The sequence below is a fragment of the Pacificoceanicola onchidii genome (assembly GCF_004804335.1).
Lineage (GTDB): Bacteria > Pseudomonadota > Alphaproteobacteria > Rhodobacterales > Rhodobacteraceae > Pacificoceanicola > Pacificoceanicola onchidii.
Genome location: NZ_SRXY01000004.1, coordinates 104,516 through 127,190, shown reverse-complemented (window position 1 = coordinate 127,190; position 22,675 = coordinate 104,516). Strand labels below are relative to the sequence as shown.

The following is a 22,675-nucleotide window of genomic DNA, read 5'->3' as shown; positions in this document are numbered from 1 at the left end:
CATAGATTATGGGGATAGGCTGCGAAACCCCGTGATTTCCGGTATTTGCGGCGCGCCGTGGAGTTCGACATATGCGATTTCTTCGCAAAAGCCTGACCGGCCTCTTTTTGATGGCCGTGACCCTATCGCTTCTGGTCTATGCCGGGACGATGGTGCGGGATGCTGTTGAGGCACGCATGTCCGAAGAACCCCGCATGCCGCGCGGGCAGGAGCGGGTTTTTGCGGTGAACGTTGTGACCGTGACGCCGGAAACCATCGTGCCGGTGCTGCGCGCCTTTGGCGAAGTGCAATCGAGCCGGACGCTGGAGCTCCGGGCTGCGACGGGCGGCGCACTGATTGATCTGGCCCCCGAGTTTGTCGAAGGCGGCCGGGTAGAGGCGGGGCAGGTTCTGGCCCGGATTGATCCCGCCGACGCGCAGGCGGCTCTGGACCGGGCAGAAAGCGATCTGCTGGATGCCGGGGCCGAGCAGCGCGAAGCGGAGCGTGCGGTTGTGCTGGCGCAGGACGAACTTGCGGCGGCGCAGGATCAGGTGGCTCTGCGGGAAAAGGCCTTGCAGCGGCAAAACGATCTGAGGGCGCGCAACGTGGGCACGGCGGCGGCGGTTGAGACCGCTGAACTGGCGCTGTCCTCGGCCCGGCAGGCGGTGTTGTCTCACCGGCAATCTGTGGCCACGGCGCAGGCGCGGATCGATCAGTCCGTGACCCGGTTGAGACGCGCGGAGATTGCTCTGAGCGAAGCACGGCGCGGGTTGGCGGATACCGAAGTGCGGGCAGAGTTTGCCGGGCTGCTGTCGGATGTTTCGGTTGTGGCCGGGCGGCTTGTGTCGAGCAATGAAAAGCTCGGCGAGGTGGTTGATGCGCAATCGCTGGAGGTGGCGTTTCGCGTGTCGACGCAGGAATACGCACGGCTTCTGGATGAGAATGGTGTCCTGCAGCGGTCTGATGTGACGGTGACGCTGGACGTCTTTGGCACGAATATTCAGGCCGAGGGCCAGATCAGCCGCGAGAGCGCGGCGGTGGGCGAAGGCCAGACCGGACGGCGGCTGTTCGCGACGCTGAGCGCGCCGCGCGGCTTCAAGCCCGGCGATTTTGTCACCGTGTCCGCCCGAGAAGCGCCGCTGGAGCGCGTTGCGCGGGTTCCGTCCACCGCCGTTGATGCCAGCGGAACGGTGCTCATGATCGGCGAAGAGGACCGTCTGGCAAGCGCGCGGGTGCAGGTCATGCGCAGGCAGGGCGATGATGTGCTCATCCGGGCGGGGGCAATCAGCGGCGCGGAAATCGTGGCCGAGCGCACGCCGCTGCTTGGCGCGGGGATCAAGGTCAATCCGCTCAGGGTTGGTGCGGCGCCGCAGGTGGCCGCAGCGCCAGAGATGATTGAGCTGAGCGATGAACGCCGCGCCCGGCTGCGGGCCTTCATCGAAGCGAACAAGCGGATGCCGGCGGAAGTGAAGTCACGGCTGCTCGGGCAACTGGAGCAAGCGCAGGTTCCCGCCGCCGTCGTGGCGCGGATCGAAGCGCGGATGGGCGGCTGATGGCGCGGGGGTTGTCCCAGCGGGCCGGAGGCCTGTTCTCTTATTTCACGCGTCACCCGACGCTGGCCAACCTGCTGCTGGTCATTCTTGTGGCTGCCGGTCTGTTTTCCGCCCCCAACATGCGCGCGCAGTTTTTCCCGGATGTGATCCTCGATGAGGTGAGCGTCAATGTCGCCTGGGATGGGGCCGGGGCCGAAGACGTGGATTCGGCGGTGGTTCAGGTGCTGGAGCCGACCCTGCTGGCGGTCGAAGGGGTGCTGAGTTCGGAGGCCACCTCGCGCGAGGGGCGCGGCAGCATCTCGCTGGAGTTCGAGCCGGGTTGGGACATGGCCCGTGCCGCCAATGACGTGCAAAGCGCGGTCGACAGCGTGACCAACCTGCCCGAGGCCGCCGAAGAGCCTGACGTTGTGCGGCGCTATTGGCGTGACAGGGTGACCGATATGGTCATCACCGGGCCCGTGGACATCGACCAGCTTGCCCGGTTTGCCGATGAGCTTGTGCTGCGGCTCTTTGCCGAAGGTGTGACCCGCACCACGATCCGGGGCATTGCCGCGCCGGAAACCGTGGTCGAGGTGCCGTCGCAGAACCTGATCGCCAATGACGTGACCATGGCCCAGATCGCCACGGCAATCGGGGCGGAGGTCAATGCCGATCCGGCAGGTGACGTGGGCGGCGCAGGCGCGCGTGTCCGCACCGGCGTGGAGAAACGGGCGGCGGATGACATCGCGGGGATCGTTCTGCGCTCCAACGCGGATGGCTCGAAGCTGACCGTGGGCGATGTGGCGACGGTTCGGGTGGAAGGGATCGACCGCGAGCGCAGCTACTTCGTTGGCGAGAACCTTGCGATTTCCGTGCGCGTGGACCGCAGCGACCGGGGGGATGCCATCGGCATTCAGCGCACGGTGGAAGACGTCGCCGCGGAGTTCGAAGCAGGGCTGCCGAACGGGGTGAGCGTCGATCTGATCCGCACCCGCGCAGAGGCCATCACGGGCCGATTGAACATCCTGCTGGACAATGCGGGACTCGGGCTGGCGCTGGTTCTGGTAATCCTGTTCCTGTTCCTCAACGCCCGCACGGCCTTTTGGGTGGCAACCGGCATTCCTGTGGCCCTCTTAGCGGCGATTGCGCTGATGTATCTGGGCGGGCTGACGATCAACATGATCTCGCTCTTTGCCCTGATCATCACGCTGGGGATTGTGGTGGATGATGCCATCGTGGTTGGTGAACACGCCGATCATCTGTCGCGGCAGGGGCTTGGCTCTTTTGAAGCGGCGGAAACAGCGGCGCGGCGCATGGCCTTGCCGGTTTTTTCGGCCACGCTCACCACGGTGATTGCATTTTTTGGCCTTGTGGCGGTTGGCGGGCGGTTTGGCGATTTGATCGCGGATATTCCTTTCACGGTGATCGCGGTGCTGGCGGCGAGCCTCGTGGAGTGCTTCCTGATCCTGCCGAACCACATGGCCCATGCGGTCGCGCATGGTGCCAAGGAACATTGGTACGATCTGCCGTCGCGGCTGGTGAACCGGGGCTTTGTCTGGGTGCGCGAAACCCTGTTCCGCCCGTTCATGGCAGGTGTCATAGCGGCGCGCTACGTGGTGCTGGCCGGGGCGGTTGTCGCGCTGGCCTCGCAGGCGGCGCTGTTTATCCGGGGCGATGTGCAGTGGCGCTTTTTCAACGCGCCGGAACGGGCCTCCGTCACCGGCAATTTCGCCATGGCACCGGGGGCCGGGCGGGAGGATACGCTGGCCCAGATGCGGCTTGTCCAGGAGAGCACCGAGGCGCTGGGCAAGGAATACGAAGAGCGCTACGGCGCCAATCCGCTGGCCTATGTCATGGCCGAGATCGGCGGCAACGCGGGCCGGGGGCTTGCCGGGGCGGACAGCAAGGACGCGGATCAGCTGGGCGGGATTTCGATTGAACTGATCGCGGCGGACCTGCGGCCTTATTCCAGCTTTGCCTTTGTCGGAGAGTTGCAGGGGCGGATCACCCGCCATCCGCTTGTCGAGACGATTTCCTTCCGGGGCTGGCGTTCCGGGCCGGGCGGGGATGCGCTGGATGTGCAGTTCTTCGGCGCAAGCGCGGCGGTTCTGAAGCAGGCGTCCGAGGATCTCAAAGCGGCTGTGGCGCGGTTCCCGGAGGTTTCAGCGGTCGAGGACAATCTGGCCTACGACAAGGAAGAGCTGATCCTTGAGCTGACTCCGCAAGGACAGGCGCTAGGCTTCGAGATTGACGGGCTGGGCCGGGTGCTGCGCAACCGGCTGGGCGGGATCGAAGCGGCCACCTACCCCGTGGGGCCGCGCAGCGCTGCAATTCGGGTGGAACTGCCCGAGGGTGAGCTGACCGCCGATTTTCTTGAGCGCACGCATATGCGGACGGGGGCCGGGGAATATGTGCCGCTGGCCGATCTGGTCAGCGTCGAGCAGCGCACGGGCTTTTCTTCGGTGCTGCGCGAGAACGGGATCCGGCTGATCTCTGTCACCGGGGATATTTCCGAGGACGATCCGGCCCGCGCGACGCAGATCATGGAAGCGCTGGAAGAAGAGATCCTGCCGGGCATCGCCAACAGCCGCCAGGTGCAATACCGCCTGTCGGGCCTTTCGGAGCAGGAAGGGCAGTTCCTGTCGGATGTGAGCTTTGGCCTGATGATGGTGCTGCTGGGGATTTACCTTGTGCTGGCCTGGGTCTTTGCCAGTTGGACGCGGCCGATTGTGGTCATGTCGATCATTCCGTTCGGGCTTGTCGGGACGATTTACGGCCATGCCCATTGGGATGTGCCGCTCAGCATGTTCACCGTGGTCGGGCTGATCGGGATGACCGGGATCATCATCAACGATTCCATCGTTCTGGTGACCCAGATTGACGAATATGGTGCAGAGCGGGGGATCATTCCGTCGATCATTGACGGGGCTGCGGATCGTTTGCGCCCGGTGTTCCTGACCACGGCGACGACGGTTTTGGGCCTTGCGCCGCTGCTTTATGAACGCTCGTCCGATGCGCAGTTCCTGAAGCCGACGGTGATCACACTGGTTTACGGGCTGAGCTTTGGCATGGTGCTGGTGCTGATGGTGGTTCCGGCGCTGATCGCGGTGCAGGACGATCTGGCGCGGATGGGGCGCGCGGCGCGGCGGGGGTTGCGGTTCCGGCACGGCGGGGTGCGCGCGATGCTGGTCTTGGCGGCTGTGTCGCTTCTCGGGTGGCTCGGCGCGACCATGGGGCATGTGATCTGGACCGGAGCGCTTTTGCCGGTGCTCAGCTTTGATCTGCCGGTCTCACCCTTGTTGGCCGCGATGGGGCTGTTCATCGCCGGGGCGGCGGTGTTTGTGCTGGGGCTTTACGTGATTGCGGCGCTGGTGGTGGCGCTGAGCGGGCCGAAGCGGCAGACGCCTTAAGGGGCGCAGCCGTCGATGTCGACCGCGACGGAGTTGGTCAGCACGGTGATGCGCACGTCGGAGCGGTTCAGGGCAAAGGTCTGACCGTTGGCGTGCATGACACGGGATTCGGAAACCAGACGCCCGCCGCTCCAGCGGCTTTCGGGGTCAGACACCCAGAGGTTGGGATCGGGCAGTTCGATCACCGTTTCGGGGCGGCCGCCGGTTGGCTTCATGCCGATCTCGGTGCGCAGGCTGATGCCGTCCTCACCAAGGCTGACGTTGCAACTGACCGAACGCACGCCGGCTTCGTCGGCAGAGAACGGCACATCGGCCAGAGCGGCGATGATCTGCGGGTCCGGGGCGCCGCCGCTGGCGGGCAGGACCGCTTCGACGCGGATACGGTGCGGCAGGCAGACATCCTTGCAGATGCCGATGTCGATCACGCCCCTCAGGCGGCTGTCCCGGGCCTTGCCATGTTTGAGCGAGACTCGCAGCGGCAGGACCACGGTGCCCTCATAGCCAACCGAGCGCATGCCGGATTGGTAGAACACATGCGGCGCAGGCCATTCGACCTCGACGCCGGAAACCTGCCCGCCGCGCCAGTCGAACATCGGCGGAATGCCTGCATCGCCGGGGCTGCGCCAATAGGTTTTCCATCCCGGCGCGAGGCTCAGGTGCAGGGCGGCCATATGATCTCCGTTCGGCAACCGCCATCCGGGCCGCAGTTCGGCGTGGATCACGTCGTCATACCGTTCGGCCACCGCGGTGGCGGGCAAGGCAAGCAGCGCAAGGATGGAGGTGAGCGTTTTCATCCTCTTCAAATGGCAAGTTTGGTCTGAAATTTAAAGTCACGTTCCGGAGATTGGGCGTGACCGGTGCGCCGAAGGCAATGCGCTGCCCCTTGCACCCGTCCCGCGCGGGGGCCATGGTGTTGGAAGAGCAAGAGGAACCCGCATGAATGCCATCTGAGACGGCCCTTGGAACAACTGACCTGACCGGAAAGATGCTGATTGCCATGCCGGGCATGGGAGATCCGCGATTCGCACACAGCCTCGTGTTCCTCTGTGACCACTCCGACGATGGCGCAATGGGCTTGATCGTCAACAAGCCGAGCAAGGACGTGGACATCAAGTCTTTGCTTTTGCAGCTCGATATCGAGATGACGCCAACGCTGCGGGACCGGTTTGTGCACTTTGGCGGACCGGTGGAGATGGGGCGCGGCTTTGTGCTGCATTCGCCGGACTACAGCTCTGCCACGACGACCTTGCAGGTGCAGGACGACATTTCCATGACCGCCACGCTCGACGTGCTGGAGGAGATTGCACGCGGGCAGGGGCCGGTGCGCTGGCTGATGGCGCTGGGCTATGCCGGGTGGGGCGCGGGGCAGTTGGAGAGCGAGCTTGCGGCCAATGGCTGGCTGGTCTGTGACAGTTCGGCGCAGCTGATCTTTGATTTGCCGGATGCACAGAAGTGGGAAGCGGCGCTGGAAACGCTTGGGGTGGCCGCGCTGACGCTCTCGGCAGAAGGTGGCACCGCATGAGCGGGGTCAAACCTTCCGAGTTGCCCGAGGCCTGGGACGGCATTGCGATCAAATGGACGGAAGACTGGGCGCCGGAGCCCGCCGCGATCAAGACGGCAACACGTCTTCTGGAGACCACAAAAGGCAAGATCCCGAAGCCGGAGACCGCCGCGCGGGGCTATTGGCCAAACGTGTTGTTTGGCTGGCCGTCGCGGGAGATCGAGGTGGAGGTCTTTGCCGGGCATTGTGAGCTGTACCAGTTCAAGGGCGGCAACCTGACCGGCACGGATATTCCCAGCTTCAAGGCGACACGCACCGGCATTGCGCCGCTGCTGGCGGCGTTTGGGGTGATTTAGAGGCCTGCCCGCCAGTCGTCGACCCTGATGGGTCGCCTCCTTCGAAATCAGCGCTCCGCCGCAGCCCGGCTCAGGCGGTCATTGATCGCGATCCCGAGGCCAACGTGGGGGATGGGTGAGATCGCGATGGTCTGAGCACCGGTGGCGTCCAGCCGGTGCAGGTATTCAAACAGGTTCGCCGCCGCATCGCGCAGGGTTTCGTCCGGGGACAGGTTCAGGTCACAGTCGACATCACCGAACCCCAGCCGGGCCTCGCCAGGGAGCCAATCGGCGGCATTCAGGCGCACGCGGGCGCGCGGGGCGTAGTGGGAGCGGGTCTGGCCGGGGGCGGAGATGGCTTCGGTGTCCTTGCGCTCGGCAATGCGGGTGCCGAGGGTTTCGGCGATTTCTTCAAGCGTGATGCCGCCGGGACGGAGCAACGTCGGTTTGCCGGCCAGCCCGAGGATGGTCGATTCGAGACCGACGGAGCAGGGGCCGCCGTCCAGCACGGCCTCAATGCGCCCGGACAGCCCGTTCAGCACATGCTCTGCCCGTGTTGGGCTGATCTGGCCGGAGCGGTTGGCGGAAGGCGCGGCGACCGGTCCGCCAAAGGCGCGCAGCAGATCGCGCGCCACAGGTGAGGCGGGCATGCGCACGGCGAGGGTATCGAGACCGGCGGTGACCAGTTTGGAAATGCCCGAGTCGGGCTTCAGCGGCAGCACCAGCGTCAGCGGGCCGGGCCAGTAGGCGGCGGCGATGGATTCGGCGGCGGCGTTCCAGTCCACCACGGCGCGCACCGCGTCCAGATCGGCGAAATGCACGATCAGCGGGTTGAAGCTCGGGCGGCCCTTTGCCTCGTAGATGCGCGCAACCGCGTGATCGTCCCGCGCGTTGGCGCCGAGCCCGTAGACCGTCTCTGTCGGGAAGGCGACAAGCGCGCCGTTGTGTAAAAGCGCGGCAGCCTCGCGCAGGCTATCTGCGTCCGGTTTGAGGGTCAGGGTTGGTGTTTCGGTCATGTTGCGCCTTATGCCGCGTTGTGACGCCGCGTTTCGGTTGAAGGCCAGCCTGTGGCCGATACGCTTGCGATACAAGGTCCTTTGCTACAAGAGCATTCGGGCATTGCCAAGTGACGAGGAGACAGCATGCCATATCGCGCGCCCCTGGAGGATTACCGCCTGTTGATGAACGACATCGTGGGCTTTGCCCGCGTTGCGGAGACCGATCGGTTCGGCGAGGCGACACCGGAGATGGTTGATGCGATCCTGAACGAAGCAGGGAAAATGTGCGAAGAGGTGCTCGCGCCGCTAAACCGTAATGGGGATCTTGATCCTGCGCGTTTGGAGAATGGCGTGGTGCGGTCGTCCAAAGGGTTTGGCGATGCCTACAAAGCCATTGCCGAAGGCGGCTGGATCGGGATTTCGGCAGATCCGGAGCATGGCGGCATGGGGCTGCCGATGACCGTCACAACGGCGGTGAACGAGATGATGGCGGCGGCAAACCTGTCGCTGCAGCTGAATCCCCTGATGACGCAGGGCCAGATCGAGGCGCTTGAGAATCACGCGTCGGACGCGCTGAAGGACCTGTATCTGCCGAAACTGATTTCCGGCGAATGGGCGGGGACCATGAACCTGACGGAGCCGCAGGCGGGCTCGGACGTGGGGGCGCTGTCGTCGAAGGCGGAGCCGAATGGCGATGGCACTTATGCGGTCACCGGGCAGAAGATCTATATTTCCTGGGGGGACAACGATTTTACCGAGAACGTGTGTCACCTTGTGCTGGCGCGGCTGCCCGATGGCGTGCCGGGGACCAAGGGAATTTCGCTGTTCCTCGTGCCGAAGCTGATCCCGGATGAGACCGGTAATCCCGGTGTGGCCAACACGCTCAAGGTGGTGAGCCTTGAGCATAAGCTGGGCCTGCACGGCTCGCCGACCTGCGTGATGCAGTATGACGGCGCAACCGGCTGGCTTGTGGGCGAGCCGCATGACGGGATGCGGGCCATGTTCACCATGATGAACAACGCGCGACTGGGCGTGGGCGGTCAGGGTATTGGCGCGGCGGAAGGGGCCTATCAGCACGCTCTGGCCTTTGCCAATGAGCGCAAGCAGGGTCGGACCAAGGAAGGCACCATCATCGGCCACGCGGATGTGCGCCGGATGCTGGCCACGATGAAAGCCGATCTGTTCACCGCGCGGGCCATCGCGCTCGATTGTGCGGTTTCGCTCGATATGGGGCAGGCCACGGGGGACGCGGATTGGTCGGCGCGGGCGGCTTTGCTGACGCCGATTGCTAAGGCGTTTGGTACGGAGACCGGGATCGACGTGGCCAACCTCGGGGTGCAGGTGCACGGCGGCATGGGCTTTGTCGAAGAGACCGGCGCGGCGCAGTTCCTGCGCGATGTGCGGGTGACGGCGATCTATGAGGGCACCAACGGCATTCAGGCGATGGACCTTGTGGGGCGCAAGCTGATGGATGGGGGCGAGGCGGCGTTCCGGCTGCTGGATGAACTCGAATCCAATGCCGAACATGCGCGCGCCACGATGCCGGAGCTGGCGGAGCCGGTCTGGCAAGCGTGCGAGACCCTGCGCGAGACAATCGAGGCGCTTGTTGCCCTGCCGATGGCGGAACGGTTTGCCGGTGCGGTGCCGTTCCTGCGCGGCTTCGCGCGGGTTCTGGGCGGGCACTATCACCTCAAGGCGGCGATGGCGCAGCCGGACAGCGCGCGGGCGCGACTGGCGCGGTTCTATATCGAACGGCTGCTGCCCGACCATGCCGGGTTGTTTGCCCATGCGCGTGCGGGTGATGCGGGGCTGATGGCAATCACGCCCGAGGATCTGGCCTCCTGATGGACGGCGGGCGGGATCTGATCCGATACCCGTTTGAACAGCCGCCTGCCCACGGGGAGGCGGTTCAGATCGCAGAAGGCGTGTTGTGGATGCGCCTTCCGTTGCCGATGAAGCTGGACCATGTGAACGTCTATGCGCTGGATGATGGCGACGGCTGGACGGTGGTTGACACCGGCTTTGCATCCCGGAAAAGCCGGGCGATCTGGCAAGAGATCATGGCCGGGCCGCTGCGGGGCAAGCCGGTAACACGGGTGATTGTCACGCACCATCACCCTGATCACGTGGGACTGGCGGGCTGGTTTCAGTCCGAGTTTGGCGCGGAGCTTCTGACGACGCGCACCGCGTGGCTGCTCTCGCGGATGTTGCTACTGGATGTGGAGGAGACCCCGCGCGCGGAGACGGTGGCCTATTGGAAAGGTTGCGGCATGGCGCCGGAAATTCTGGCGCAGCGTATGACGGAGCGGCCCTTCAACTTTGCCGATTGCGTTGCGTCCATGCCGGTTGGCTACACACGCATTCAACAGGGCAGCGTGATTGAGGCGGGCGGGCGCGTCTGGGACGTGCACATCGGCAATGGCCATGCGCCGGAACACGCGACGCTGTGGTCGCGGGACGGCGATCTGGTGCTGGCCGGAGATCAGATCCTGCCGTCGATCAGCTCGAACCTCGGGGTGTATCCGACCGAGCCGGAGGCGGATCCGGTGAGCGAATGGCTGGAGGCCTGCGAGCGGCTGAGCGGTCTGGCCAGCGGGACGTATCTGGTCTTGGGCGGTCACAAGCTGCCGTTCACCGGCCTGCCCGCGCGGATGCGGCAGTTGATCGACAACCACCATTCTGCGCTGGAGCGGTTGGAGGAAGATCTGTCCGAGCCGAAAACCGCAGTGGACTGCTTTCCCGCGCTGTTCAAACGCCGCATTGGCGCGGCGGAATATGGGCTCGCCATGGTGGAGGCGATGGCGCATTGCCTGCACCTGTGGCACGCAGGGCGCGCAACGCGGGAGCGGCGGGACGATGGGGCGTGGCTGTTTCGGCGGGCTTAACGCGACCGCTCCGGGACCACCTGCATGACGATGCCGACGCTGATCAGGTAGACCGACGTGACGATCAGCCCCCAATGCGCCCAGCTTTGCGGGTGAAAATCGACCCAAGCCGCCCATCCGGCAAAGAAGGTCCAGGCCAGCGCCATGGGCAGCGACAGGTTGCGCCAGCGTTCCGTGCGCACGGGGTGGATGAACTTGAGCGGCAGGAACATGCCCACCGCAAGCACTGCCACGAGGAAGAGAATCACCGGAATGCCGGGTTTCAGGGCGAAAAGCACCAGCACCAGCATGTTCCAGCAGCCCGGAAAGCCGTGGAAGCTGTTGTCCTTGGTCTTCATGTTGCCGTCGGCAAAATACATGGCGCTGGCAAAGGTGATCACGATGATCGCGAACCAGCCGGTCCAGCCGGGCAGCAGGCCGGACTGGAACAGGGCAAAGGCGGGAATGAAGACATAGGTCAGGTAATCGATGATCAGATCGAGCAACACACCGTCGAAGCGCGGGGCGTAGGTCTTGACCTCGTATTTGCGCGCCAGCGGGCCGTCGATGCCGTCCACTGCGAAGGCCACGACAAGCCAGAGAAACATGATGGACCATTCCTCCTGAGCCGCGGCCAGGAGGGCCAGCATGGCAAACACCGCGCCGGTGGCAGTGAGCAGGTGGACGAGCAGGGCTTTGGACTGTGCTTGCATGAAGGCGTCATGGCCCAATTTTTAGCGGAGCGCAAATTGGCTGATGTGGTTTTGTGGATATTTGGACAGAGAAGAAGCGGCAATGACGGCGTTTTGCGAAGTACTTGAGACAATGAGAATCAGAAAAGTCGCGAGAGAGCAGAGGCTTGGCAGCGCTTTTCTGATTCAGGTTTTCGCGAAACGCCTTAGCCAGTTTCCTCTGCGTTCCGCATCATGTCCGAGAGCGCAGTGAGGTCAGATCCGAACCCGGTGGTGAGCTGTTCGGCTGCGGCCTTGCGGACCTCGGCGGGTTTGTTCTGCCCGAGTTTGAAGGTCGATTGCACATCTGTGATGTGAAAGCGGAAGGGCAGGATCATGCGCATGAAGCGCGCTTCGGTTTCGCCCGTCAGCTTGTCCATGGTCCAGGGTGGTTTGGGCGCGAGGCGGTCTTCGAAGAAGGCGGATTGCCGGGCGAGCAGGTCCGGCAGGTGTTCGGCAGGCAGCGCTTCGAGCGTGCCGGTCAGGCGGACGGCAACGTAGTTCCAGGTGGGGACCTGATCATCCGCGCCGTACCAGTCCGGCGAGATATAGGCATCCGGCCCGGTTACGGTGAGCACGGCGGGGCCCAAAGCCTTGCGGATCGGGTTCGAGCGGACGAGGTGCAGATCGGCCGCTTGGCCGTCCTCTGTCAGAAGGAAGGGGATATGCGCGGTTAGCGGGACAGGATCGCTGTTCACGGCCAATGTGCCAAAGGCCCGCGCGCGGGCGAAGGTCAGCGCGTTTTGGGTTTCAGTCTGGCGGAAGGTGGGATTGGGATGCATGGCGCTTTGTCTTTTGTTGCGCCGCCACGCTAGGCGAGCATGCGGGATGCGCCAAGCAAAGTATTGTACTGATACGGGCGTTTACCCGGCAGTCAGCTGTGTGTCCGAGTGGCCCGTCACGCGGGCTGTGACGATCTGGCCCACGGGCTGGGGCGATGCGAAGGTCACTTCGGTGAATTGCTCCGTGCGGCCAAGATCGGGCGCTTCCATGAGCACCTGATGGGTACGGCCCGCCTGCGCGGAGAGGTGTTTGCGCACCTGCAAGTCGCCTGCCGCGCGCAGCCGCGCGGCGCGGTCCTTGATCACCGTGCCGTTCACCTTGGCCGGGATCTTGGCGGCGGGCGTGCCGGGGCGGGCGGAGTAGGGGAAGACGTGCAGCCAGGTCAGATCGCAGTCTGTCACCAGCTTGAGAGAGTTCTCGAAATGCGCGTCTGTTTCCGTGGGGAAGCCCGCGATTATGTCGGCCCCAAAGGTGATTTCGGGGCGCAGGCGGCGGGCCTCTTCGGTGAAGCGGATGGCGTCGTCGCGCAGGTGGCGGCGTTTCATGCGTTTGAGGATGAGGTCGTCGCCATGCTGGAGCGACAGGTGCAGATGCGGCATCAGGCGCTTTTCCGTGGCGATGGCGAGCATCAGGTTTTCGTCCGCTTCGATGGAATCGATGGAGCTGATCCGCAGGCGCGGCACGTCGGTCAGGCGCAGGATGCGCATCACCAGATCGCCGAGGCGCGGCTCTCCGGGCAGGTCCGCGCCCCATGAGGTCAGGTCCACGCCGGTGAGCACAACTTCGTTATAGCCCTGCTGGACGAGGCGTTTGATCTGATCGACCACGACACCCGCCGGAACAGAGCGCGAATTGCCGCGACCGTATGGAATGATGCAGAAGGTGCAGCGGTGATCGCAGCCGTTTTGCACCTGAACATAGGCGCGGCTGCGGGTGCCGAAGCCGTCGATCAGGTGGCCTGCGGTTTCGGTCACCGACATGATGTCATTGACCATGACGCTTTCGGTCTCGCCGATGAAATCGGGGCCGAGCTTGTTCCATGTCTCCGGCGCCATCTTTTCGGTGTTGCCGATGACGGCGTCGACCTCGTCCATGGCGGCGAAGCTGTCGGGGTCGATCTGGGCGGCGCAGCCGGTGACGATGACTTTTGCCTCGGGGTTCTCGCGGCGCAGGCGTCGGATCTCTTTGCGCGCCTTGGAGACGGCCTCGTTGGTCACGGCGCAGGTGTTCACGATCACCGCGTCGCTGACGCCCGCTGCTTCCGCCAGCGCCTTCATGGCTTCGGTCTCATAGGCGTTGAGGCGGCAGCCGAGGGTGGTGAATTTGGGCGCGCTCATAAGGAAGCCAGCCAGTCGGCAGTGAAATGGCCGTCAAAGACATGGGCCGTTGCGCCGGTCATCCAGACGCCATCCTCGGCCCAGTCGATCCAGAGCGTGCCGCCATCGAGATCGATACGCACCTTGCGCCCCGTGAGGCCGCGCCGCGCGGCGGCGACCGCTGTGGCGCAGGAAGAGGAGCCGGAGGCCAGCGTCAGGCCCACGCCGCGCTCCCAGACGCGCATACGGATATGATCTGGGCCGACAAGGCTGGCGACCTGCACATTGGTGCGCTGGGGGTAGAGCGGGTGGTGTTCATAGCGCGGGCCGAACTGGTCGAGCGAGATCGCCTCGGCGTCTTCGACGAAAAAGGTACAATGGGGATTGCCCATACCGGTTGCCGAGGGCGCGCCCTCGATGGGCAGCTCCAGCGTGTCCATTTCCTCGGCCAGCGGAATCTCGTCCCATGACAGTTGCGGGTGGCCCATGTTCACCGATGTGAGACCCTCGCCCGCGTCCTTGGCATAAAGTGTGCCGCGTTCGGTGGTCAGGGTGAGCGCGGAGGTGCCGGTCTGGTTCAGCAAGTGCCGGGCAATACAGCGCGTGGCGTTGCCGCAGGCTCCGGCGGTGCTGCCGTCGGCGTTGTAGAAGGTCAGATGCGCGTCGCCTGCGTCAGATTCGGAAATCACGGTCAGCTGATCGAACCCCACCCCGCGATGACGGTCCGCAATACCGACGGCCAAGGCAGGTGTGACGTCGACGGACCGATCACGGGCGTCGATCACGACAAAGTCGTTTCCCAGCCCATGCATTTTCATGAAGGGCACTGATGTGCTGCGCGTCTCACTCATTCGGGCGATATACGCCTGTCGACCGCCTGAATCCAGTGCTGTGCACGTGTTTGCTGCTATGCGTTTTTTGGAGGGGCGCAGGGCCGGATCGGGGAAACGGGATGGCTTGTCAAAAAACTTCCAAGAAAAATGCACACAGTGGGTTGACCCGACATGCCACAGCCCGTAGAGACGCCGCCACAGTGGGCCGTTAGCTCAGTTGGTAGAGCAACTGACTTTTAATCAGTGGGTCGCAGGTTCGAATCCTGCACGGCTCACCACTGATCCTCCAGAGAACAAAGACTATTTTTCCGGAGGCTCAATCCTCGGATTGAGATCCTTTTTGCCATTTGGACTTGAACATCAGTTCGGATTCGGGAGGAGAGTCGTCCTGCGAGTCCGGGTGCGGTGATGTGTGGAACGGGAGCGGTTTTTTTGGGGGTGAGCGCGTCAGTCGAGGCGGCTCAGGGGGGCCAGACCGTGATGGCGTTCTCGAAGCAGCGCCGTGCCATGGGCTGAGCATCCCGTGATGCTCAGCGTATGGATGCAGGTTTCGGCGGAAACGCGGGACGGCGTTATGGAATTTCGAGGACGATTTTTCCGATATAGCCTTTTTCACCAAAACTTTGCTGTGCCACGCCGATGTCCCGCAGCGGGTGGGTTTCGGCGACCAGAGGTTTGATTTCGCCGCGTTCGATTCGGCCGATCAGATTGCCGAACACCTGCGGTTCCAGAACGGTGCAACCAAAGAAGCTCAGGTCCTTGAGGTAAAGCGTGCGCACGTCAAGTTCGACCATCGGCCCGCCGATGGCCCCGGCCACGGCGTAGCGCCCGCCGGAGCGCAGAACATCGAGCAGGGCAGGCCATTTCGGGCCGGCGACCAGATCGACCACGACATCGACGCTGTTTGCGCCCAGTTCGGCCAGCAGATCGTCGTTGCGGCCCAGGGTTCGTTCGGCCCCGAGATCACGCAAGGCCTCGGCCTTGGCCGGGCTGGTGACGGCAATCACCGTTGCGCCGCGCGCGCGGGCAAGCTGCACCGTGGCCGACCCCACGCCGCCCGATGCGCCGGTCACAAGCACCGTATCGCCCGCCTGCACATTGGCGCGGGTCAGCATGTTCTCGGCGGTGGAGTAGGAGCAGGGGAAGGAGGCCAGTTCCACGTCGGACAGGTCACAGGTGATCTTGTGCGCGTGCCGGTCGGCGACGCGGGTGTATTGCGCAAAGCCGCCGTCGCATTCGGAGCCGAAATACCAGGCGGGATCCTGCAGCGCCCCGTCCACCTCGCGCAGGCAGGGTTCGATCAGAACACGGTCCCCGATCCGGCCTTGATCGACGTCCTGCCCGACGGCGACGATCTCGCCGCAGACATCGGCCCCCTGAATGCGGGGGAACTCCAGCGCTTTTCCGGTCCAGCTGGCGTCATCCGCATCGGCGTCGCCCTTGGAATACCAGCCGATGCGCGTGTTGATATCGGTGTTGTTCACCGCCGCCGCGCGCACCCGGATAAGCACATCGCGCGGGCCCGGTACCGGCATCGGCAGGTCATCCCGCCATTCCAGCTTCTCCGGCCCGCCATGGCCCGTCATCACCACGCCGCTCATTGTGTTGTTCTCAGCCATGCCGAAATCCTTCGCTGGAGAAATGGGTAGAATACTTGCTCTACTTGCCGTGGTAGAGGGATCATTCTACACAGTCAAGCATGACGGACACAGCAACCAAAATCGCCGCCGGGCTGGAGCGGGCTTTCATTTCCCATGGATTTGCAGAGCCCAACGTCGAAACGCTGCGGGATGCTGCGGGGGTGAGCCTGCGCACGCTGTACAAGTACACGCCATCCAGGGACGAAATGGTCCTTTCGGCGCTGGAGCATCGTCATCTGCGGTATCTTGACCACGTGTTTGCACCGGTGCCGGGCGCGGGAGACCTGAGCCTTGCGGAGATCATCGACCGGATTGCCGAATGGATGGCGACGGAAGCGCCGCACGGTTGCCTGTTTCACGCCGCCGTGGCGGCAGCGCCGCAGAACGGGCGGCTTCTGGCCCTTTTGAAGCAGCACAAGAGCGAGGTCGCGGCGCAGGCTGCAACCCTCATCGGGTGTGAGTCTCAGGCCGTCGATCTTGCGTTTCTCTTTGAAGGGCTGACCCAGACATGGCCGCTTCTTGGCGCGGAGGCCACCGCAACGGCAAAGCGCTTTGCCGAGCGTCTCTGATCGGGCGGGGCTTACCGGGACTGCGCTTCGGACAGGATCCAATCGCGCACAATTTCGGCCTTCGGGATGAGGGGATGGGATTTCGACCAGACAAGGTAGAAGCCGCGCCCGGTTTTCCATGTCCAGTCCCGCCGCGCCGTGAGCAACCCCTGCCGGACCAGCGGATCGACAACGTGGTGCCAGCCAAAGGCAAAGCCTTCGCCAGCCATGGCCGCCTGCAGCACCAGCGCATAGTCGTTGAGCCGCAGACCGCCGCTTGGGGGGATTCCATCCACGCCGATCGCCTGAAACCATTGTTGCCATGAGGGGCGTTCACGAATCGGCTCTTCGAGGTGGATCAGCCGCTGGGCCAGAAGCATCGCGACATTGGTCAGATTGACTGCCGAGGCCATCACACGCGGCGCGGCGACCGGGTAGATTTCCTCTTCGGCGATCAGGGCGCTGTCGCAATCGGGCCAGTCCCCCGTGCCGAGGCGCACCGCGAGGCTGATCGTCTCGACGTTCAGGTCCGGTTCGCGGTTGCTGGACTGGAGCCGTAGGTCAATGTCGGGGTGATTGGCCTGAAAAGAGCGGATGCGGGGCAGCATCCAATAGTTGTTGAACGCCGAGGACGCGCTGAGGGTCACGTGATCGTTGCTGGTGAATTGCCGGATCGCGGCGGCGGACTGCGCCAGTTGCTCGAAGGCGCGGGTGACGTCGGAGAACAAACGGTTTCCAGCATTTGTCAGGGTGATCTTACGGTGGCTGCGCTGGAACAGCATGACACCCAGCGAGTCTTCCAGTTGTTTGATCGCCATGCTGACCGCAGGCTGCTGAACGTTCAACTCCTGCGCGGCTTGCGTGAAGGAACCGGTGCGCGCGGCGGCTTCGAAGAAGACGAGATGACGTGGGGAGGAGAAGAGAGACCAGAGCTTTTGCATAAGTCATGCTTATCCAATTCATTGCAATTTTCAAACGTCACAGAGGGGTTTCTGCGCGCTAATTCTTGATCAGACCGATTCAATGAGGCTTCCCATGGCGCGCCGGGCACGCAACACAAGAACAGGCAATCAGGCGCGGGCAGGCGCTCTGCCGTCGCCGCATATCCAACGCACTGTCCCGTATTACGATATGCTGGATGAGGCGCAGATCGTCCGGCTGGAGGGGCAGGTCGACTGGATCTTGCAGGATGTCGGCATCGCCTTTCGCGATGATCCCGAAGCGCTGGCGCTGTGGCGGCGCGAGGGGGCTCGGGTGGACGGGGATATCGTACGCGCCCCGGCCGATTGGATCCGGGCGCTCTGCGCGAAGGCCCCGAAAGAATTCACTCAACTGGCACGCAACCCTGCGCGGTCGGTGGTGATAGGCGGCGCCAATCAGGTCTTTGCCCCGATCTATGGCGCGCCCTTTGTGCGCGATCTGGAAGGGGGGCGGCGCTATGGCGATATGGCGGCGTTCCGCGATCTGGTGCGGCTGACCTATTTGCATCCGAACCTGCATCACGGCGGCTTTGTCACCTGCGAGCCCTGCGACGTGCCGGTCAGCAAGCGGCATCTCGACATGCTGCTGGCGCATATGACCCTGTCGGACAAGCCGCATCTCGGGGCGATCACCGAGATGAGCCGGGCGCAGGACAGTGTCGACATGGCCGAGATCGTCTTTGGCAAGGAGGTGATGGAACAGAATTGCGTCATCATGGGCAACGTCAACACCAACTCCCCGCTGCTGGTGGACAAGGTGGTGACCGAATCCGCGCGGGTCTATTCGTCGCGCGGTCAGGGCCTGATCGTGGTGCCGTTTATCCTGTCGGGGGCGATGGGCCCGGTCAGCACCGCGGCCTCCGTGGCGCAGGCGATGGCCGAGGCGATGATGGTCTGCGCCTATGTGCAGCTGTTGCGGCCCGGTGCGCCCTTTGTTCTGGGTAACTTCCTGTCGTCCATGTCCCTGAAGTCCGGCGCGCCGACCTTTGGAATGCCGGAGCCGGTGGTGTCGAACTACGCCATTGGTCAGCTGGCCCGGCGCGCGGGGCTGCCGCTGCGTTGCGGCGGGTCCCTGACAGCCTCCAAAATCGAGGATGCACAGGCGGCCTATGAAAGCGCGGACAGCATGCATTCGACCATGCTCGCCGGGGCGAATTTTGTTCTGCATGCTGCCGGTTGGCTCGAAGGGGGGCTGTGCACCGGGTTTGAGAAGCTGGTCATGGATGCGGACCGGCTTGGCAGCTATCAGAAGGTGCTGGGCCGGGGGCTGGATGTCTCGGATGAGGCGCTGGCCCGCGATGCTTATGACGAGGTCGGCGCGGGTGGGCATTTCCTCGGGTGTGCGCACACGATGCGTCACTACAAGGATGCGTTTTACGAACCGGTCCTGAGCGACAGCGAGAATGTCGAAAGCTGGGAAGAGGCCGGATCGCAGGACATGCGGCAGCGTGCCAACGCGCGGGTCCGGTCCATGCTGGCAGAGTACCGCGCGCCGCCGATGGATGTTTCGGTCAGGCAGGCGCTTGAAGCCTTTGTTGCCCGGCGAAAGGAAGTTTTGCCCGATGCCTGGTGTTAAGATCACCGGCCTGCGCGCCACGCCCGTCAACATCCCGCTGGAAAAGCCCATGTGGTGGACCGGCGGGCATTATCCCGGCACGTCCAAGACGATCATCGAGGTCGAAACCAATGAAGGGCTCGTCGGGCTGGGTGAAGCGCCCTCGGTGGATGTGGTCGAGACGGTTCAGGCGATGGGCGCGCGGCTGATCGGGGCGGATCCATTGGATATTGCCGGATGTGAGGCGCTGTGCGTGCCGCCCTGGCAGATCGTTCAGAACACCGATGACAGCTCGGTGGTCAAAGCCTTTGGGGCGATCGAGATTGCTCTGTGGGACTTGCGCGGCAAGGTGGCGGGAGAGCCGCTCTATCGCCTGTTGGGTGGGGCCGTGCGCAGGGAGATTGCGTTCACCGAGTATTTCGGCTTTCGCGCGGGCGGAGAGATGACGCCGCAGGCGGTGGCGGACTACTGCGCAAGGATGCACGAAGAACACGGATCAACCCTGTTCGAAGGCAAGCTGATCCTTGGGGACCCGGAGTTGGAGATCGACACGGTCAAGGCGCTGCGTGAGACGCTTGGCCGCCGGGCGGTGATCCGGCTCGACAGCAACATGCAGTGGTCTTTGCCCACGGCGATGCGGGTGTTTCGCGAAATCGAACCTTATGACATCCGGAATTACGAAGATCCGGTTGCCACGTTCGAGGAAATGGCCGAGCTGCGCCGTCATTTCACCATTCCGATCTCGACGCATGTGCCGGATCTGCGCCGCGCCGTCGCGCTGGGCGCGCCGGAATACATCGTCACGAACTTCGCGGTTCTGGGCGGCATCTCGCGCGCCATGCGCTTTATCGGAGCCTGCGAGGCGATGGGCGTCGGTTTTTGGTGTTACTCCGGTGACGCGGGTATCGCGACTGCGGGCTATCTGCATATGTCCGCCGCCATGCCGTGGATCACCGAACCGAGCCAATCCCTGTTTCGCTGGCAGGTGGGCGACGTGATCGAAGGCGGGCCTTTTCGCCAGACAAACGACGTGGTCGCGGTGCCCGAAGGGCCCGGTCTGGGCGTGACGCTGGATCGCGATGCGCTTGCGCACTGGCACGACCACCTGGTCCGGAACGGACCGCTCGACCATTTTCACGACCCGGCCAAACCCGGCCGTTTCCGTCGCCTGCCGCTTCACTGAGGACTGACCCATGCCCGAGTTACAAAAAGACGAAACCACCACCGGAAAACCGCTGCCGTCCCACGCCAAGGTTGTTGTGATCGGCGGCGGGGTGGTTGGGTGTTCGATCCTGTTCCACCTGGCCAAGTTCGGCTGGAAGGATGTTGTTCTGCTGGAACGCGATGAGCTGACCTCCGGGTCAAGCTGGCACGCGGCGGGGCAGATCCACACCATCAGTTCGGACCCAAACATCAGCCGTCTGCAGAGCTATACCATTGATCTGTACAAGGAAATCGAAGAGACCTCCGGCCATTCCGTGGGGCTGCACATCACCGGCGGCTTTTATGCGGCCTCGACCAAGGAATGGTATGATTACCTCAAGCGTGAGCGTTCCAAGGCGCGGTACATGGGGCTGCATCAGGAGTTCATTTCGCCCAAGGAACTGGCCGAACGGCATCCGCTGATTGACCCCAAGCATTACTATGCCGCGCTGTGGGATGATCAGGACGGGGATCTGGACCCCTCGGGCGCGACCTATGCTTTCGCCAAATCCGCCCGCGTGCACGGAGCGCAGTACTTCACCCATTGCGGGGTGACCGGCCTGTCTCAGCGGTCCGATGGGTCGTGGGATGTGACGACGCCGAAAGGCCAGATCAACGCCGAGTATATCGTCAACTGCGGCGGGCTCTGGGCGCGCGAAGTGGGGCATATGTCCGGCGTGCATCTGCCGGTGCAGCCGATGGAACATCATTACCTGATCACCGACAAGATCCCGATGATCGCGGATCGCATGGACAGCATGGGCGAGGCGGGGCGTTTGCCTGCGGGCATTGATTATGAGGCGAACATCTATTTCCGGCAGGAGCGGCAGGGCATGCTGCTTGGCACCTATGAGCCAAAATCGACGCCCTGGAAGGTGGACGGCACGCCATGGGACTTTGGCCATGAGCTGTTGCAGCCGGATCTGGACCGCATTGCGGATCGGCTGGAGATGTCCTTTGACCGCATTCCGGCGATTGGCGAGGCGGGCATCAAGGACATGATCAACGGCCCCTTCACCTTTGGCCCCGATGGCAACCCGATGATCGGCCCGGTGCCGGGGATGAAGAATTACTGGGTCGCCGTGGGCGTCATGGCGGGCTTTTGTCAGGGCGGCGGCGTTGGGTTGACCATGGCGGAATGGATGATCGACGGGGAGCCGTCGATTGACGTCTGGGCGATGGATGTGGCGCGGTTCGGCGAGTTTGCGACGCCGGATTGGGGCACGGTCAAAAGTTCCGAAAACTACGAGCGCCGCTTCGTGATGACATTCCCGAACGAGACGCTGCCGAAAGGGCGGATGCAGAAGACCACCGCGCTCTATGACCGGCTGGTGGCGAAGGGCGCACGGATGGGGCAGGGCTTCGGGCTGGAAAATGCGCTTTGGTTCGCTGATGGACCCGAAGATGCGCATGAAGAGCCGACGTTCGAGCGCAACCGCAGCCATGACTATGTGGCGCGCGAAGTGAAGGCGGTGCAAGAGGCGGTTGGCGGCATCGAGATCGCCAACTTTGCCAAACATGAGTTCAAAGGGGCCGGCGCGCGGGCGTATCTCGATCATCTGCTCGCGGGCTACGTGCCGAAACCGGGGCGTCTGACATTGACCCCGATGCTGACCCCGAAAGGCAAGCTTTACGGAGATCTGACCGTGGCGTGCCTTGCCGAGGATCACTTCATGCTGTTCGGCTCTGGCGCGATGCAGGAGGCGCATCGGCGCTGGTTCGAAAAGGATCTGCCCGAGGTTGTGTCTTATGCCAACGTCAGCGACGACTGGCACGGGATTGCGCTTTCGGGGCCAAAATCGCGGGAGCTTCTGGCGCGGATTACGCGGGATGATGTGAGCGCGGAGGCACTGAAGTTCCGCGACCTGCGCCAGACGTTTGTGGGCGGTGTGCCGGTGATCCTGAACCGGATCAGCTTCTCCGGTGAGTTAGGCTACGAGATCTATTGCCGTCCGCAGTATCTGTTGCGGCTGGCGGAGGCCATTGAGGCGGCCGGGGCCGATCTGGGCTATCGGTGGTACGGGGCGCGGGCGTTGATGTCGATGCGGCTTGAGAAAGGCTGGGGCGTCTGGACCCTTGAGTTCCGCCCGGATTTCAACGCGGTCGAAAGCGGCATGGATGTCTTCATCAACTGGAAGAAGGACTTTGCCGGCAAGGCGGCGACCGAAGCGTTCCGCAAGGAAGGCGTGGACCGGAAGCTGGTGACTTTGACCATCGACGTGGACGGGATCGACGTGTCAAGCGATGAGGCGATCCTGAAGGATGGCGAAGCGGTCGGCTATGTCAGTTCAGGCGGCTATGCGCATCGGGCGGGCAAGTCCATGGCGATGGGCTATGTGGCAGCAGAACACGCCGTGCCGGGCACCGCCTTGCAGGTCGAAATCCTTGGCACGTTCCATGATGCCGAAGTGCTGGGCGCGCCGCTTTATGATCCCAACGGCGCCAATATGCGGTGCTGAGCGGGGAG

General features: G+C 63.7%; 18 protein-coding genes and 1 tRNA gene. 11 read left to right on the top strand and 8 right to left on the bottom strand.

From position 1 onward, the window contains the following. The first annotated feature begins 71 nt into the window (after nucleotides 1–71). Nucleotides 72–1,532 (top strand): efflux RND transporter periplasmic adaptor subunit, encoded by a 1,461-nt coding sequence (locus E4662_RS11980; RefSeq protein WP_136441813.1) that lies wholly within the window; start codon nucleotides 72–74, stop codon nucleotides 1,530–1,532. After that, on the top strand, nucleotides 1,532–4,921 hold the full coding sequence (locus E4662_RS11975; protein ID WP_136441812.1) for an efflux RND transporter permease subunit: 3,390 nt from the start codon (nucleotides 1,532–1,534) through the stop codon (nucleotides 4,919–4,921). The genes E4662_RS11980 and E4662_RS11975 overlap by 1 nt, the downstream gene beginning before the upstream one ends. Here the strand turns inward: E4662_RS11975 and E4662_RS11970 are convergent. Then, nucleotides 4,918–5,715, bottom strand: coding sequence for a protein-disulfide reductase DsbD domain-containing protein (locus tag E4662_RS11970; protein ID WP_136441811.1), 798 nt, complete (start codon nucleotides 5,713–5,715; stop codon nucleotides 4,918–4,920). The genes E4662_RS11975 and E4662_RS11970 overlap by 4 nt on opposite strands. A gap of 146 nt (nucleotides 5,716–5,861) precedes the next feature. On the opposite strand from E4662_RS11970, the gene E4662_RS11965 reads away from it, so the two are divergent. After that, nucleotides 5,862–6,443 (top strand): YqgE/AlgH family protein, encoded by a 582-nt coding sequence (locus E4662_RS11965; RefSeq protein ID WP_136441810.1) that lies wholly within the window; start codon nucleotides 5,862–5,864, stop codon nucleotides 6,441–6,443. Beyond that, the gene (locus tag E4662_RS11960; protein WP_136441809.1) at nucleotides 6,440–6,778 is read left to right on the top strand and encodes a hypothetical protein; all 339 of its coding nucleotides are present in this window, start codon (nucleotides 6,440–6,442) and stop codon (nucleotides 6,776–6,778) included. Before E4662_RS11965 ends, E4662_RS11960 begins: the two co-directional genes overlap by 4 nt. Before the next feature lie 47 nt (nucleotides 6,779–6,825). Here E4662_RS11960 and E4662_RS11955 read toward each other — a convergent pair whose 3' ends face one another. Next, entirely contained in the window at nucleotides 6,826–7,773 is a 948-nt protein-coding gene (locus E4662_RS11955) for an L-threonylcarbamoyladenylate synthase (protein WP_136441808.1), read from the bottom strand. Between the two features lie 126 nt (nucleotides 7,774–7,899). Between E4662_RS11955 and E4662_RS11950 the strand changes: the two genes are divergently transcribed. Continuing rightward, the gene (locus E4662_RS11950) at nucleotides 7,900–9,600 is read left to right on the top strand and encodes an acyl-CoA dehydrogenase family protein (RefSeq protein ID WP_136441807.1); all 1,701 of its coding nucleotides are present in this window, start codon (nucleotides 7,900–7,902) and stop codon (nucleotides 9,598–9,600) included. Then, nucleotides 9,600–10,640, top strand: a complete 1,041-nt coding sequence (locus E4662_RS11945) for an MBL fold metallo-hydrolase (protein ID WP_136441806.1) — start codon at nucleotides 9,600–9,602, stop codon at nucleotides 10,638–10,640. Before E4662_RS11950 ends, E4662_RS11945 begins: the two co-directional genes overlap by 1 nt. Here the strand turns inward: E4662_RS11945 and E4662_RS11940 are convergent. The 4 genes from E4662_RS11940 to dapF form a co-directional block, all read right to left on the bottom strand. Further along, nucleotides 10,637–11,332 (bottom strand): CDP-alcohol phosphatidyltransferase family protein, encoded by a 696-nt coding sequence (locus tag E4662_RS11940; protein WP_136441805.1) that lies wholly within the window; start codon nucleotides 11,330–11,332, stop codon nucleotides 10,637–10,639. The genes E4662_RS11945 and E4662_RS11940 overlap by 4 nt on opposite strands. 185 nt (nucleotides 11,333–11,517) lie before the next feature. Beyond that, nucleotides 11,518–12,132, bottom strand: coding sequence for an FMN-binding negative transcriptional regulator (locus tag E4662_RS11935; protein ID WP_136441804.1), 615 nt, complete (start codon nucleotides 12,130–12,132; stop codon nucleotides 11,518–11,520). Nucleotides 12,133–12,213: 81 nt separating this feature from the next. After that, a complete protein-coding gene (mtaB, locus tag E4662_RS11930; RefSeq protein WP_136441803.1) occupies nucleotides 12,214–13,470 on the bottom strand; it encodes a tRNA (N(6)-L-threonylcarbamoyladenosine(37)-C(2))-methylthiotransferase MtaB in 1,257 nt (418 codons plus the stop codon). Continuing rightward, nucleotides 13,467–14,300, bottom strand: a complete 834-nt coding sequence (gene dapF, locus E4662_RS11925) for a diaminopimelate epimerase (protein WP_240705177.1) — start codon at nucleotides 14,298–14,300, stop codon at nucleotides 13,467–13,469. Before dapF ends, mtaB begins: the two co-directional genes overlap by 4 nt. Nucleotides 14,301–14,484: 184 nt before the next feature. On the opposite strand from dapF, the gene E4662_RS11920 reads away from it, so the two are divergent. Next, a tRNA-Lys gene (locus E4662_RS11920) sits at nucleotides 14,485–14,560 on the top strand. A gap of 294 nt (nucleotides 14,561–14,854) precedes the next feature. Here the strand turns inward: E4662_RS11920 and E4662_RS11915 are convergent. Continuing rightward, nucleotides 14,855–15,901: an alcohol dehydrogenase family protein gene (locus E4662_RS11915; protein ID WP_136441802.1), complete on the bottom strand. Its 1,047-nt coding sequence runs from the start codon at nucleotides 15,899–15,901 to the stop codon at nucleotides 14,855–14,857. An 80-nt stretch (nucleotides 15,902–15,981) separates the two neighbouring features. Here E4662_RS11915 and E4662_RS11910 point away from each other — a divergent pair, with 80 nt between their 5' ends. Next, a complete protein-coding gene (locus E4662_RS11910; protein ID WP_136441801.1) occupies nucleotides 15,982–16,491 on the top strand; it encodes a TetR/AcrR family transcriptional regulator in 510 nt (169 codons plus the stop codon). 11 nt (nucleotides 16,492–16,502) lie between these two features. Here E4662_RS11910 and E4662_RS11905 read toward each other — a convergent pair whose 3' ends face one another. Continuing rightward, a complete protein-coding gene (locus E4662_RS11905; RefSeq protein WP_136441800.1) occupies nucleotides 16,503–17,411 on the bottom strand; it encodes a LysR substrate-binding domain-containing protein in 909 nt (302 codons plus the stop codon). A gap of 94 nt (nucleotides 17,412–17,505) precedes the next feature. Between E4662_RS11905 and E4662_RS11900 the strand changes: the two genes are divergently transcribed. The 3 genes from E4662_RS11900 to E4662_RS11890 are packed head-to-tail and all read left to right on the top strand — an operon-like array spanning nucleotide 17,506 to nucleotide 22,667. Further along, nucleotides 17,506–19,026 (top strand): trimethylamine methyltransferase family protein, encoded by a 1,521-nt coding sequence (locus E4662_RS11900; RefSeq protein WP_136441799.1) that lies wholly within the window; start codon nucleotides 17,506–17,508, stop codon nucleotides 19,024–19,026. Continuing rightward, nucleotides 19,013–20,188 carry a mandelate racemase/muconate lactonizing enzyme family protein gene (locus E4662_RS11895; RefSeq protein WP_136441798.1) on the top strand — a complete coding sequence of 392 codons (1,176 nt, stop codon included), beginning with the start codon at nucleotides 19,013–19,015 and terminating at the stop codon, nucleotides 20,186–20,188. Before E4662_RS11900 ends, E4662_RS11895 begins: the two co-directional genes overlap by 14 nt. 10 nt (nucleotides 20,189–20,198) lie before the next feature. Beyond that, entirely contained in the window at nucleotides 20,199–22,667 is a 2,469-nt protein-coding gene (locus E4662_RS11890) for a GcvT family protein (protein WP_136441797.1), read from the top strand. The last annotated feature ends 8 nt before the right edge of the window (nucleotides 22,668–22,675 follow it).

Excerpts from the sequence above, each read along its gene's own strand:
- E4662_RS11980 (WP_136441813.1), top strand. The coding sequence starts at position 72 with ATGCGATTTCTTCGCAAAAGCCTGACCGGCCTCTTTTTGATGGCCGTG.
- E4662_RS11975 (WP_136441812.1), top strand. The coding sequence starts at position 1,532 with ATGGCGCGGGGGTTGTCCCAGCGGGCCGGAGGCCTGTTCTCTTATTTC.
- E4662_RS11970 (WP_136441811.1), bottom strand. The coding sequence starts at position 5,715 with ATGAAAACGCTCACCTCCATCCTTGCGCTGCTTGCCTTGCCCGCCACC.
- E4662_RS11965 (WP_136441810.1), top strand. The coding sequence starts at position 5,862 with ATGCCATCTGAGACGGCCCTTGGAACAACTGACCTGACCGGAAAGATG.
- E4662_RS11960 (WP_136441809.1), top strand. The coding sequence starts at position 6,440 with ATGAGCGGGGTCAAACCTTCCGAGTTGCCCGAGGCCTGGGACGGCATT.
- E4662_RS11955 (WP_136441808.1), bottom strand. The coding sequence starts at position 7,773 with ATGACCGAAACACCAACCCTGACCCTCAAACCGGACGCAGATAGCCTG.
- E4662_RS11950 (WP_136441807.1), top strand. The coding sequence starts at position 7,900 with ATGCCATATCGCGCGCCCCTGGAGGATTACCGCCTGTTGATGAACGAC.
- E4662_RS11945 (WP_136441806.1), top strand. The coding sequence starts at position 9,600 with ATGGACGGCGGGCGGGATCTGATCCGATACCCGTTTGAACAGCCGCCT.
- E4662_RS11940 (WP_136441805.1), bottom strand. The coding sequence starts at position 11,332 with ATGCAAGCACAGTCCAAAGCCCTGCTCGTCCACCTGCTCACTGCCACC.
- E4662_RS11935 (WP_136441804.1), bottom strand. The coding sequence starts at position 12,132 with ATGCATCCCAATCCCACCTTCCGCCAGACTGAAACCCAAAACGCGCTG.
- mtaB (WP_136441803.1), bottom strand. The coding sequence starts at position 13,470 with ATGAGCGCGCCCAAATTCACCACCCTCGGCTGCCGCCTCAACGCCTAT.
- dapF (WP_240705177.1), bottom strand. The coding sequence starts at position 14,300 with ATGAGTGAGACGCGCAGCACATCAGTGCCCTTCATGAAAATGCATGGG.
- E4662_RS11915 (WP_136441802.1), bottom strand. The coding sequence starts at position 15,901 with ATGGCTGAGAACAACACAATGAGCGGCGTGGTGATGACGGGCCATGGC.
- E4662_RS11910 (WP_136441801.1), top strand. The coding sequence starts at position 15,982 with ATGACGGACACAGCAACCAAAATCGCCGCCGGGCTGGAGCGGGCTTTC.
- E4662_RS11905 (WP_136441800.1), bottom strand. The coding sequence starts at position 17,411 with ATGCAAAAGCTCTGGTCTCTCTTCTCCTCCCCACGTCATCTCGTCTTC.
- E4662_RS11900 (WP_136441799.1), top strand. The coding sequence starts at position 17,506 with ATGGCGCGCCGGGCACGCAACACAAGAACAGGCAATCAGGCGCGGGCA.
- E4662_RS11895 (WP_136441798.1), top strand. The coding sequence starts at position 19,013 with ATGCCTGGTGTTAAGATCACCGGCCTGCGCGCCACGCCCGTCAACATC.
- E4662_RS11890 (WP_136441797.1), top strand. The coding sequence starts at position 20,199 with ATGCCCGAGTTACAAAAAGACGAAACCACCACCGGAAAACCGCTGCCG.